The organism is Nostoc sp. C052, assembly GCF_013393905.1.
GTDB lineage: Bacteria > Cyanobacteriota > Cyanobacteriia > Cyanobacteriales > Nostocaceae > Nostoc.
In genome coordinates this window covers 565,340-578,221 of the sequence record NZ_CP040272.1, presented here as the reverse complement: position 1 = coordinate 578,221, position 12,882 = coordinate 565,340, and the positions used below count along the sequence as shown (strand labels likewise).

10 protein-coding genes and 1 tRNA gene are annotated in these 12,882 nt (G+C 42.5%); 3 read left to right on the top strand and 8 right to left on the bottom strand.

Annotation, left to right across the window (positions count from 1 at the left end):
* Positions 1 to 8 precede the first annotated feature (8 nt).
* Complete coding sequence (locus FD723_RS42040) at positions 9 to 155, top strand: hypothetical protein (RefSeq protein ID WP_218651780.1); 147 nt, start codon at positions 9 to 11, stop codon at positions 153 to 155.
* Between the two features lie 382 nt (positions 156 to 537).
* Here FD723_RS42040 and FD723_RS02345 read toward each other — a convergent pair.
* Positions 538 to 611, bottom strand: a tRNA-Pro gene (locus tag FD723_RS02345).
* Between the two features lie 137 nt (positions 612 to 748).
* Between FD723_RS02345 and lipA the strand changes: the two genes are divergently transcribed.
* Both lipA and FD723_RS02335 read left to right on the top strand, forming a co-directional pair.
* Positions 749 to 1,633, top strand: a complete 885-nt coding sequence (gene lipA, locus FD723_RS02340) for a lipoyl synthase (protein ID WP_179063928.1) — start codon at positions 749 to 751, stop codon at positions 1,631 to 1,633.
* 24 nt (positions 1,634 to 1,657) lie between these two features.
* Positions 1,658 to 2,593, top strand: a complete 936-nt coding sequence (locus FD723_RS02335; RefSeq protein ID WP_179068998.1) for an NAD(P)H-dependent glycerol-3-phosphate dehydrogenase — start codon at positions 1,658 to 1,660, stop codon at positions 2,591 to 2,593.
* 530 nt (positions 2,594 to 3,123) lie between these two features.
* Here the strand turns inward: FD723_RS02335 and opcA are convergent.
* The 7 genes from opcA to FD723_RS02300 all read right to left on the bottom strand — a co-directional run bounded on the left by opcA (position 3,124) and on the right by FD723_RS02300 (position 12,609).
* The gene (gene opcA / locus FD723_RS02330; protein WP_179063927.1) at positions 3,124 to 4,500 is read right to left on the bottom strand and encodes a glucose-6-phosphate dehydrogenase assembly protein OpcA; all 1,377 of its coding nucleotides are present in this window, start codon (positions 4,498 to 4,500) and stop codon (positions 3,124 to 3,126) included.
* Positions 4,501 to 4,662: 162 nt separating this feature from the next.
* Positions 4,663 to 6,192 carry a glucose-6-phosphate dehydrogenase gene (gene zwf / locus FD723_RS02325; RefSeq protein ID WP_179063926.1) on the bottom strand — a complete coding sequence of 510 codons (1,530 nt, stop codon included), beginning with the start codon at positions 6,190 to 6,192 and terminating at the stop codon, positions 4,663 to 4,665.
* Positions 6,193 to 6,324: 132 nt separating this feature from the next.
* Positions 6,325 to 7,470 (bottom strand): transaldolase, encoded by a 1,146-nt coding sequence (tal, locus tag FD723_RS02320; protein WP_179063925.1) that lies wholly within the window; start codon positions 7,468 to 7,470, stop codon positions 6,325 to 6,327.
* 338 nt (positions 7,471 to 7,808) lie between these two features.
* Entirely contained in the window at positions 7,809 to 8,858 is a 1,050-nt protein-coding gene (fbp, locus tag FD723_RS02315; protein ID WP_179063924.1) for a class 1 fructose-bisphosphatase, read from the bottom strand.
* Between the two features lie 376 nt (positions 8,859 to 9,234).
* Positions 9,235 to 10,116 carry a ribosome biogenesis GTPase YlqF gene (gene ylqF / locus FD723_RS02310; protein ID WP_179063923.1) on the bottom strand — a complete coding sequence of 294 codons (882 nt, stop codon included), beginning with the start codon at positions 10,114 to 10,116 and terminating at the stop codon, positions 9,235 to 9,237.
* 116 nt (positions 10,117 to 10,232) lie between these two features.
* A complete protein-coding gene (locus FD723_RS02305; protein WP_179063922.1) occupies positions 10,233 to 10,724 on the bottom strand; it encodes a VOC family protein in 492 nt (163 codons plus the stop codon).
* A 1,513-nt stretch (positions 10,725 to 12,237) separates the two neighbouring features.
* On the bottom strand, positions 12,238 to 12,609 hold the full coding sequence (locus FD723_RS02300) for a hypothetical protein (RefSeq protein WP_179063921.1): 372 nt from the start codon (positions 12,607 to 12,609) through the stop codon (positions 12,238 to 12,240).
* Between the last annotated feature and the right edge of the window lie 273 nt (positions 12,610 to 12,882).

The following is a 12,882-nucleotide window of genomic DNA, read 5'->3' as shown; positions in this document are numbered from 1 at the left end:
ATTAGCAGATGCAATTATTGCGAGCTCAACAAAAATATGCCAAAGAATATCGTATAAGCATTCATCGCTGGAGTTACGGTCGATTAATTGAGAGTATTAAATCCCAAGCTGCAAAAGTCGGGTTTCAACCACCATTCCGGCTAGGGGTGGGTTGAAAGAGTTGCTTGGGTTACAAAATAGGATAAAAGCGAACGTTTCAACCACCATTCCGGCTAGGGGTGGGTTGAAAGATGAAGCAGTATTTGCAAGCCACAGCACAAGTGGCTTGTTTCAACAATCATCCGGTGTACGAATAAGTTACTAGTATTGTTGAATTTTTATTTAAATTGCAAGCTTTTTGGGAGGGTTGAAAGGCGCACTTCGTTCGGGATTATCCTGAATGTTTGCAAATATATTGGAATTATGGTGAGCTTATAACTGAGCCTCCTACTCCACTCAAAGAAAGTCAGCTATACTTAAGTCCATACGAAAGCTGTTGACAAATAATTTGTCGCTCCAAGAATTTTGACAAATAATGTGTCGCTCTACATCTACCAATCGGGATGACTGGATTCGAACCAGCGGCCCCTTCGTCCCGAACGAAGTGCGCTACCAAGCTGCGCCACATCCCGCCACAAAAATAGCATTGTAAATATAAGAATATCACAACTAGTGCCAAATATCAGAATTACATTTATATGCGATCGCTTCAGCAAAGACTTTGCTTGCTACGATTAAATTTGTATAACTCTAGTGGTAAAAGCGGATTGTGACTGTAAAACCAGACTGGTTGCGGGTGAAAGCACCTCAGCTTGAGCGCATCGGTAACGTTAAAGAAATTTTGCGGGATTTAGCCCTCAATACAGTTTGCGAGGAAGCGTCCTGTCCGAATATTGGTGAATGCTTCAACGCTGGGACTGCCACGTTTTTAATTATGGGCCCGGCTTGTACACGCGCTTGTCCCTACTGCGATATTGATTTTGAGAAAAAACCCAAACCACTAGACCCCACAGAACCTACACGATTGGCAGAAGCTGTTCGCCGTATGAACCTTAATCATGTAGTCATCACTTCTGTAAATCGAGATGACTTGCTGGATGGCGGTGCATCTCAGTTTATGGCGTGTATTGATGCAGTTAACTCTGTTTCACCCAACACCACAATTGAGGTGCTAATTCCTGACTTATGCGGTAATTGGAATGCTCTGGAGTTAATTCTACAGGCTGCACCAGAGGTATTAAACCACAATACCGAAACTGTTCCACGCCTATATCGTCGGGTGCGTCCCCAAGGAAACTACGATCGCACATTAGAATTATTGCAGCGCACTCGCCAACTTTCTCCTAGTGCCTACACTAAATCTGGCATCATGGTTGGACTCGGTGAAACTGATGCCGAAATCCGCCAAGTCATGCAAGACTTACGCTCTGTGGATTGCGACATTTTGACCATTGGACAATATCTCCAACCCAGTCAAAAACACTTGCAAGTAAACGAATTTGTCAATCCCGAACAATTTGCTGCTTGGAAGGCATTCGGCGAAGAAATTGGATTTTTACAAGTTGTTTCTTCACCATTGACAAGAAGCTCCTATCATGCAGAACAAGTCAGAGAATTGATGGAACGTTACCCACGCTCAAAAGTTAGGAGTTAGGAATTAGGAATTATGAGTGAGCAGATGTACTCCAACACAAAACTTTCCGTTGCAATTCTGGGTGCAGGTGCTTGGGGTGCATCTCTGGCAAATCTCGCTGCTGCAAATGGTCATCAGGTGCGCGTGTGGTCGCGTCAAGGTTCCCAAACTCTGGAAGCAGTTTTAACAAATGCCCAAATAATCCTATCCGCTATCTCAATGATTGGTGTGAGAGATGTTGCTTCCCAAGTTCAATCTTTCCCCCTTTCTCCAGAGACAATTTTTGTGACGGCGACGAAAGGCTTAGATCCCCAAACCACTTGTACACCGTCACAAATTTGGCAACAAATATTCCCTAACCATGCAGTGGTTGTTTTGTCTGGGCCTAATTTATCAAAAGAAATTCAGATGAAATTACCAGCAGCCACGGTGGTAGCCAGTAACATTCCCACGCCTGCGGAAGTAGTGCAGTTAGTATTTTCTTCTCATCGTTTCCGAGTATACACCAATCCCGACCCCTTGGGGGTAGAACTGGGGGGAACACTGAAAAATGTGATTGCGATCGCAGCTGGTGTGTGCGATGGTTTACAACTGGGAACCAATGCCAAAGCTGCCTTAGTCACCCGTGGACTTACCGAAATGGTTCGCATCGGCAACAACTGGGGTGCAAAGACAGAGACATTTTATGGTTTATCGGGTCTAGGAGATTTATTAGCAACGTGCAATAGTCCCTTAAGTCGCAATTACCAAGTCGGCTATCAGTTAGCTGGTGGTAAGTCACTTACAGAAACTCTCGCAAATTTACAAGGAACTGCTGAAGGAGTAAACACTTGCCGAGTTTTGATGCAACGAGCCAAGCAACAAAACATCGCAGTCCCAATTACCGAGCAAGTTTATCGGTTACTTCAAGGCGAAATCACACCCGAACAAGCACTTGATGAACTGATGTTGCGAGATATCAAGCCAGAGTACAACTATTAGAATACCGATTCAAGAATCAAAAACAATAGGCTTGATATCCCAATACAGTTCAGTTAAGCTTCTCTTCCTTTGCGTCCTTTGCGGTTCGTTAAAAAAAGGATTTTAGCCTTAACTTGGACTAGCCCTTTCAAGGTGACTCGTAAAATCTCTGTTTTTCTCTCTGCGCTCTTTGTGCATCTGCGGTTTAAAAGTAATTTATTTAACCACAGAGACGCAGAGAACACAGAGTTAAGAGATTAAAGAGGAATTTTTTGAGCCAAATTTTTACTCACCTTGAAAAGGCTAGTCCTACAGTATTGCTTTTATCACTCCTATGAAATAAGAAAAACCCTCCAGATGATTGAAATATCCAAAAATCTGAAGGGTTGATGTCAATACGGTTCAGTCAAGGGTTATTGGTGTAGATAACTGGTCTAGAGAAGACGCGATAAATCGCCGTCTCCACAAGGGTTTTGTTACTCTATCTGAACTTTATTGGGGTTGTGTTTGATTTCCGCAATTTTGGTAACTTTTATGCTTTCCAGGCGAAACTAGCTATTGGTTGCCAACTTGAAAATATTGGCTGTAATTCCCAGACTTTCTTCAAAAAGTGACTCGCGACCCCAACGTTGTACCTGCTGACTCAGCAATGCTTCCGCCTTCTGTTCAGAAAGTGAAGTCACCTGTTGAAACAGACCGGCAGATTGGGCACCGCCGTGGGTTTCCATCCGCATACAGCCACCAGTTTCCGAGCAAATTACTGTACCACAGTCTGCCTTCGGATTGGTCGAGCTGAGGCGCAAAGCAATCAAGTCGCCAGCAATCTCGCCCACATCAGCTAGGGGAACACCCGCTAATTCTGCTTCTACTTGCCGTTGGTCTTGGGCAATAAAGTGAATGCGAGTGATGTCGTAATCTCCGATTTCCTTTTGATAAGAAACTGGCTGCCATTGTAGACGACTTGCCAGCCAACCCAAAAACAGCAATGCTTGTGCGGGGTTGCCTTTTTCGTAATCAATAGTTACTCGGTCAACTTCCCGAAGGGCAGCCCGACGGTTAGGTGAGTCGTAGGCTTCAGCTGTCAATTCCTGCCAAGCTGAGAGGCGACGCCAGTTGAGGTCAGCGAGAGGAACTCCACTATCTACCAATTCTTGCAGGCGGAGTAAATCACTTTCTGGCTCATTAAAGCGGCAAGAATCCACAATTACATTATTACAAACTGCTGCCAGCCGCTTGAATAGAGCGTTGTTGGGTACTGGTGTTGCTTTCCACCAAAGAAACTTCGGTAAGCCGCCAATCAACAATGCTGGAAGCATACCACCGATGCGTTCCAAGGCAGCAGCAGTACCACTGAGAGTGATGTATTCGCAACAGATTAGTGTACTTGACGATTGCTTTTGAATGGGACAATAGGCCGAAACTTGAGCCTTCACCCCTTCATCTTCGCCAGTAATGGGAAATAGGGCAATAATCCGACAAGGGTTGCGGAGGGCGATTTCATCAGCAATTCTGGGACTTGGGGCATTTAAGCTGGGGAGTTCAATAGAACCATTATCTCCCGTAGCCCCATTTCCTTGACGTTTGATGAATTCTTCTCTCAAGATAGCTAGGGTTTCAGGTGTTGCTGTTCCAGTATTTGGCAGTGCATATTTTGTCTGCACTTGCCGCAAAGCAGCTTCCATTTGAGGCCCTAAAATCCCGTCAAGCGGGCCATTGTAAAATCCCAAAGTAGCCAGAAGATACTGGGTTTCTTCAGGTTCATAAACCACTAAGGTAAATGTCGTGGCCCGAGTAGCAGCAGGAAGCCCGCCATCCTCGCCAGTAATGCCGTAACTTTGCCAAATTTGATTAAGTTCCGCTTCTATTTCGTTAAGCGAAATATCTTTTGGCGCCTGAAGTGAAAAAATTGTAGAAGCTTGGGGAGCCATAGTAGTTTTGAGTTGTCAGCTTTGTTTGGTGAATAAGTTAGGAGTTAGGAGTTAGGAGTTAGGAGTTAGGAGTTAGGAGTTGGGAGTTAGAATAACTGAAATTATTAACTCAAAAACTCATAATTTATTACTTCTAACTATTAACTCATCACTCCTAACTTTTTACAGTCTGCGCCAGCGACGGCCATCTTGGTTAATTAAAAATTCTGCTTCTGCTGGTTCCCAGGTTCCGGCTTCATACTGGGGAATAGTATTGGCGTCGGCGGGTGCATCCCAAACGGAAAGGGCTGGAGTTACTACCTGCCAAGCTGCTTCTACTTCATCCGCGCGGGTGAACAATGTTTGATCGCCCATCATACAATCAAGGAATAAGCGATCGTAGGCATCGGATGTAGCTTGGATGCCAAAGGAACCATAACTAAAGTCCATATCAACGGAACGGGTACGGAATTCTGCGCCTGGCATTTTCACATCGAAACGCAGGGAAATACCTTCATTCGGCTGAATCCGCATCGTCAAAATGTTGGCGTTTGTTTGTTGGGCGGCAGATTGGAACATCCGAGACGGAACTTCGCGGAAATGAATGGAAATCTCACTGACTTTTTTCGGCATCCGCTTCCCGGTACGCAAGTAGAAAGGTACACCTTTCCAGCGCCAGTTATCTACCAAAAACTTCATGGCGACGTAGGTCGGTGTAGTGGAGTTAGGATTAACACCTGGTTCTGTCCGATACCCTGGCGCTGCTTGACCCTTCATCCAGCCAGCACTGTACTGACCGCGTACTGCTGACCGGGACAGATTGTGAACATCAGCTAAACGAGTAGCTTGGAGTACCTTCACTTTTTCTGTGCGGATGCTGTCGGCATCCATTGCGTTGGGTGCTTCCATCGCCGTTAGACAGTAAAGTTGCATGAGGTGGTTTTGCAACATATCCCGTAGTGCGCCGGCGCTTTCATAGTAACCAGCCCGGTCTTCCACTCCCACGGTTTCTGCCACGGTAATTTGTACGTGGTCAACAAATTGACGATTCCACAAGGGTTCAAAAATCGCATTGGCAAAGCGAAACACCAGCAAATTCTGGACTGTTTCTTTACCCAAGTAGTGGTCAATGCGGTATACTTGGTTTTCTTTACAATATTTCTGTACCACTTGGTTAAGACTTTGGGCAGAAGCCAAGTCTCGACCAAAGGGTTTTTCAACTACTAGACGATGTTTGTAGGGATCTTCTAGCATCCCGGCACTTCCTAGCTGCTTAATCGCTTCGGGAAAGAATGAGGGGGCAACTGAGAGGTAGAACATGCGATTACCTCGCGTGCCCCGCTTTTCATCTAATTCGCTCAATAAGTTTTTTAGTTTCTGGTAGCCTTCGGCGTTGTCTATATCCCCAGGGCTGTAGAACAGACCTTGAGAGAAATCTTGCCAGAGTTCCCCTAAATCGACATCAGGATGGGCTTCTTCCATGCCCTTTTGCATTTGTTCACGGAAGTACTCATGGCTCCATTCTCGACGCGCCACACCGACAATGGTGGTTTCTGGGGGAATACGCCGTTCTCGCCGCAATTTGTAAAGTGCTGGCACTAGTTTGCGCCAGGTGAGATCGCCAGAAGCGCCAAAGATAACTATAATCTGGGGTTCGGGCATCCCTTGTTGTTGCAGACCAACGCGCAAGGGATTTTCTAGCAGACTAACCATAGGAATTTTGGATTTTGGATTTTGGATTTTGGATTGGGGAAAGGGAAAGGGGGAAAGGGGAAGGGGGAAAGGGGAAGAACTATACCTTTACCCTTTACCCTTTACCCTTTAACCTTTTCCCTCTTCTGTTCCCTACACTGGTGACAATACCTTGATCTTGTCTTCTAAAGAGTTCATCAAGGACTGGAAGGGCTGGATAAACTTGTCGATACCTTCGACTAAGAGTTCATCCATTACGGTATCGAGATCGATGTTGATGTCGGGATCTTTGAGGTTTTCGATCAGTGTGTAAGCTTTGTCTACATCTGTTTCTAAGCGATCGCTCACGTTACAATGATCGGCACAAGCTTTAATGGTCGCTGGTGGTACGGTGTTAACGGTGTCTCGACCAATCAACTCTTCGATATACATCACGTCTCTGTAGTCGGGGTCTTTGGTGCTGGTACTAGCCCAAAGTAGGCGTTGTACTTTAGCCCCTTTTGCTGCCAAATCTTGCCAACGCTCGCTTCTAATGATTTTCTTGTATTCTTGGTACGCAATCTTAGCGTTAGCGATCGCAACTTTCCCTTTAACAGCTTTTAGCTTTGCTTCCACTGCAATATCATCAACGCCTTTTTTTAACTTAGCATCAATTTTGGCGTCAATGTTGCTATCAATCCGGCTGAGGAAGAAACTAGCAACTGAAGCAATTTTACTGATGTCTTTCCCCTCAGCCAGCCGTTTTTCTAAGCCCTGAATATAAGCCCAAGCTGTGTTTACATAGCTTTCTACAGAAAACAGTAGCGTAATATTGACATTTATCCCATCAGCTATTACCTGTTCCACTGCTGGCAAACCAGGTTCAGTACCGGGAATTTTAATCATCAAATTTTCCCGACCAATTTCTTGGAAATAGCGTCTGGCTTCGGCTATGGTTGCTTCAGTATCATGGGCAATGGTTGGCGGGACTTCAATACTCACATAACCATCTAGTCTATTCGAGGCTTCATAAACAGGGCGTAAAATATCACAAGCATTACGGATATCTGCAAAAACTAGGGATTCGTAAATTTTGTATGTCGGTAAGCCAGACCGAATTCCGGCTTCGATATCGGCATCATAAATAACGTTACCAGCGATCGCTTTTTCAAAGATAGCAGGGTTAGAAGTAATCCCAGATATACCTTGATTTTCAACCAGGTCTTTGAGTTCGCCTGATTGAATAATGTCACGGGTCAAATTATCCAGCCAGATACTTTGACCGTATTGGTTAATTTCTAGTAGATGATTGGTAGCCATAGCTAGTTTATTTCACTCCTGTATAGTGATGCTTCTAAGTAAAGTTGGCAAAACCCATCAAATATTGATGGTTACTTTTGAATTGTGGCGTTGCCAATTACTTATTGCATCGGCCAGCTGAGATAATCCTTAATTGATCTTCAAAAAGCGCTATTTTGCATTCCCAATCCTAAATCACCATGATTAACGTTTAATTAATGGCAGATGCTAGACGCATCCTGATACTTTTGTCTCTATCTTCGTAGTCCAGCATGGCAAAAATAACTATCCAGTTGAAAAAAGTTCAAAAATTTAATTAATTTACAAGCTTTTTTTCTCCTGTCTTCTGCCTTCTCAAACTAATGTCCGTTTTGAATAAAAGACTCCACCTTTGCTACATCCTCTTTGCTACCAATAATTAAAGGCGTGCGCTGGTGCAGTTTTTTCGGCACTACATCCAAGATATCCATTAGTCCGGTGGTAGCACGACCGCCTGCTTGCTCAATCAAAAAGGCCAAAGGAGCGGTTTCATAAAGCAAGCGCAACTTTCCTTCTGGATTTTGAATTGTACCGGGGTAGAGAAACACACCGCCTTGAACCAAAATTCTATGGATGTCGCTCACCATTGCGCCGCTATAACGAGCGCTGTAACCTTCTGTACGATGAACGTAGCGGATGTATTCTCGAATCGATTCTTCCCACTGCCAGAAGTTACCTTCGTTCACGCTGTAAACAGAACCGTGCTTAGGAATACGGATATTTTCTTCTGTGAGAATAAACTCTCCTAAGCTGGGATCGAGAACAAAGGAATGAACCCCCTTACCTATAGTATAAACCAGCATTGTGCAAGGCCCATACAGGATATATCCAGCAGCAAGCTGCTTACGGCCATTGGTCAGCAGGTCAGTTGCCTTACCATCGCTATCAGTTCCTTCTTGTTGGCGAATGGCAAAAATGGAACCTAAACTGAGATTATTATCAGTGTTGGATGAGCCATCAATTGGATCGTAGAGCAGGGTATAGCGTCCAATGGGGCAATTTTCGGGAATGTAATAGGGATTTTCCATTTCCTCAGAAGCCAGGCGACAGACTAAGCCGCTTTGCTTAAACACTGAGATAAATACATCATTGGCATAAACATCCATCTTTTTGACGGATTCGCCTTGGACATTAACTTCCCCAGTAAATCCAAGAACGCCTTCCATTAAACCAGCACGACTCATACGACGAGCAACCAGTTTGCCGGCCAGGGCAATGCGATTCATCAGCGCACTTAAATCCTGTGCATCTGGCGAAAAACTCTGAAGTTGCTGGAGGACGTGACGAGATAAGGTTGTACAATCACGATCTAAAGCTCTGTCTGTAGAGTCGTAAGTAGATAAGTCTAAAGATTCTGGCGTTTTAGCCATTTTTATGTTCTCCGCAGCCACTAGCTGTTAGTTGGGTGTTAGTCGTGTATGGCAACTTATAGTTGCTGCTTCTATCTTAGAAAGGTAATTTGCTAACTTAGATGCGACTTTAGATAAACTAAAGAAATGAATCTTCAGTGACCCCACGCTCAGAGCAAAGATACGTAGTACAGCACGGCGGAATTAACAATTCAAAATTCAAAATTAAAGAAATTTCAGACGTTCGCGTAGCGTCTCGTAGAAAAGAGAAGTGCCTTGCGTGCGTCCAAACAGTTTTAAGGTACTACTGTCATCCAGATGTCACCAAAGCAGAGTGCCCAGACTTTTAAATTCCTACTCACCTACTACTCAAAAATGGGCTGAGAATGCTTGTAATCTAATTAGGTGGTAATTCTAAACTAATTTCACCCAACAACCCTTTGCGAAAATCTGTTAAAAGTTGCCTTGCAGCTCGCTCTATATCACCTTTGTAACGATTCTCCGCTAAGGTATGTAAATAGGTATCTCCGGTGTCTGATGTCGAATCGAGCTGGTAACGAGACTCTAATGGTTTTTTTGGTAATAAATCTGCGGCTACAGCGTCCAAATAGTTCAGTAAATCCACTAGGGCTGCTGCTACTAGCTGGTTATCGTAAGATGCTTCACCGATATCATCACAAATAGCTAATTTTAATGCTGCGTCTTGGTCTTCTAATCTTAGAGGAATTACACCAGGAGCATCTAGCAATTCCAAATGTTCGGAAATTCGCACCCAGCGTAGTTGACGAGTTACCCCAGGACGGGCGGCACTTTCCACTACTCGCCGTCCCAACAGGCGGTTAATTAAAGCTGATTTACCGACATTAGGAAAACCAATCACCACAGCCCGCACCGGACGGGGTAACATCCCGCGATCGCTTCTTCTTTGATTGAGTTCTACCCCAGCGGCTTGTGCTGCCCGTGCTACTTCTGCTATACCTTTACCATGTTGTGCGTTGGTAAAATAAGGGACTTCTCCTTGACGTTTAAACCAATCAATCCATAGCGATCGCATTTGCGGCGTAATCATATCTACTCGGTTAAGTATCAACACCCGTGTTTTACCTTCCACCCACTCCCCTATTTGGGGATGGTGAGTCGCTAAAGGAATCCGGGCATCTCGTACCTCAAATACTACATCTACGCGCTTCAGATGTTCTTTGAGTTTCCTTTCGGCTTTTGCAATGTGACCTGGATACCATTGAATCAGGTTTAATCTATAGTTTTGAGTTATGGCCATTTTTGATTATTAACTATTAATTACTTATTATCGCCAATAAGAGGGATTGGGGATTAGGGACTGGAGACTGGGGAGAATAATAGACTCCTAACTCAGTACTCCTAACTCAGTACTCATTACTCATCACTCTCTTTGGCTTGATGTAAAATTAGACGATTACCATCAGGGTCATAGGCATAAATTTCTCTGCCGTGGGAAGCAATGGAAATTTCTCCTGGTGGAGGATAGCCCAAAGATGTTAGGTGAGCGATCGCATCTTCTAAATTGCTCACCTCTAAACACAAACTTATCTTACTTTTGGTATAGAAATAAAGTGGTACAGGGGTCGTAGTTTTGGCGGTTCCCGTTCTTAACGCAGCATTAGCGAGTCCGAGAGTGTCACTTTCAAACCCTAAAGGATTGTCGTTACACATTAGTTCAAATTCAGATTCGTTTGTGTTCTTTGGTTGAAAAATACCTAATCGCATACCAACCAAATTAAACTCAGCATAGATATTTGGTGTCAAAAGAATCGGCTTTTGCTCCAACAATTTAGTATAAAAATTTACTACGTTTTTCCAATTAACTGATGCTATGGTGACAAATGCCTTAGTGTAATGTAAAACCATATTTGCCTATTGCCCTTTGAACTTTTTTAATTATATTTTTGACTTTGCCTGAAAAATAAGTAAGCATTAACACTAGTAGTCTGCCAACCCAAAAATGCTAAGTGAGGACTGGGTAAAGGGGAAAGGGTAAGAGATTTAAACCCTTTACCCCGCCAAGTTCACTTGGCGAACTACTAGTACAACACGGTGTAAATAAACCACCCATTTCAATACTTGTCGGGTTTTGGAGAAAAGGGGAAGGGCAAAGGGGAAACAAAAAACCTTTAACCTTTAACCTTTAACCAAAACCCAATTCCGAGTTAAAAATGCAAAACCTACGCAGTATTACTACCCATTTAGAATAGCCAGAAAGCTTACAAAATAAACATTCTTTCTTTTTACTTTTGCCTTCTTGTACTAGTGATATTGAAATGAAGTGATTATAATGAATCCCCACATAAGAATTTATATTGCACCCAAACCCAATTCAAAATATATTTTGTATAACTTGTCACAAGCAAATGGGGTATTGGATACTTGGATTGCCTTTAAAAAAACACGAACATCCAGAATGTGCAGGCAAAAGGCTAGCAACAGAAAGTATGGAGCGATGAAAACATCTACTCGATTGAATTCGCACGCGACACTACATCTGTTTTATAAAGTATTACATATGTGCAGAGAGAATCACCTATAACTAAACTAAAGTTTCTGTTACCCTGAAACTAAAGACTTACTTTTTGTAGATTAGTCAGATTACGATTTAGAGCGCTAATATTACCATTAGAAATATCTGCTATGTCATTAGGTTAAAATTAACGCATATAACTAGTACAGTACGGCGCAAATAAACATACCATTTCAAATGGTGCAATAGCTTGGAATACAATTCTTTTGACTTTTGACTTCCGCCTTGCGGTACTAGATGTTTTTGCCTAATTATCAACAGTAAATACCTTAAAGCCTTATTTTTTGATACAGACTAGTACAACACGGCATAAATAAACCACCCATTTCAATACTTGTCGGGTTTTGGAGAAAAGGGGAAGGGCAAAGGGGAAACAAAAAACCTTTAACCTTTAACCTTTAACCTTTAACCTTTAACCTTTAACCTTTAACCTTTAACCTTTAACCTTTAACCAAAACCCAATTCCGAGTTAAAAATGCAAAACCTACGCAGTATTACTACCCATTTAAAATAGCCAGAAAGCTTACAAAATAAGCATTCTTTCTTTTCACTTTTGCCTTCTTGTACTAGCTAATTTAGGATGATTGCATTTACGTCCTATAGCCTAGCCACATAAAGGCTTTGAAGGTTTTCGGAGATGTCTATTTGATAAAAACCTATAGGCAGATATATCACACTATTACGTAAAGATATGTAATAGTGTGTTGAACTTTTTTATCTATTTGATGGCTGGATTAATTACTTATATCTAAGTATATGCCTATAAAACCATCATTCGATATTTAACCTAAAGGCTTGTCTTGCCTACCTCAATCCATTTTTTAATTCGTTGAACTAAGGTTAATTTTAATGAATTCTCTCTCTAAGTAATTGTTCTTCTAAAGCCGCAATGCGATTGTATGCTGCTGTTAATTGTGCTGTCAGTCGTTGTATTTGAATTTCTGGTGTGATGTTATCTCCACTTTGGCGATGCATGTCTAGATAAATACCATCTGTCAATACATCCTTGTGTTCCATTTCTGGATTTAAATTATTACGTCCTTTGAACTGATAGCCACCAGCTACGCCATTTCCCTGATAATTATCCTTTGCTTGTGTATTCGCTAAAGAACACTCTGAAAAAGCTTGAGTGACTTTACCATCAAGCTGCTCAATTACTTGGCATAGGGCATCCAGCTTTTGGCTTAAAGTCAGGATTTGCTGCTCTAATAGCTCCATTTAATACCTTTATCCGTACATTTTCTCTATGTTATTCAATTTACTCCCAACCTTAACGATACTTATGGATTATTTAAGTATTGATAATTTTTGATGGAAATATGACATTTAAATCATTATTTCTAAATATAAGTAAAGTTTCACCATAAGTACCACTAAGGAAATTTATGGTGAAAAATTAGTTTTTAGGTAGCTTTTTGCCAAAAAACTCGCTTATTCGAGTCAAATATGCAAAATTACCGGTATTATAAACGAAAAATACCGATAATTTTA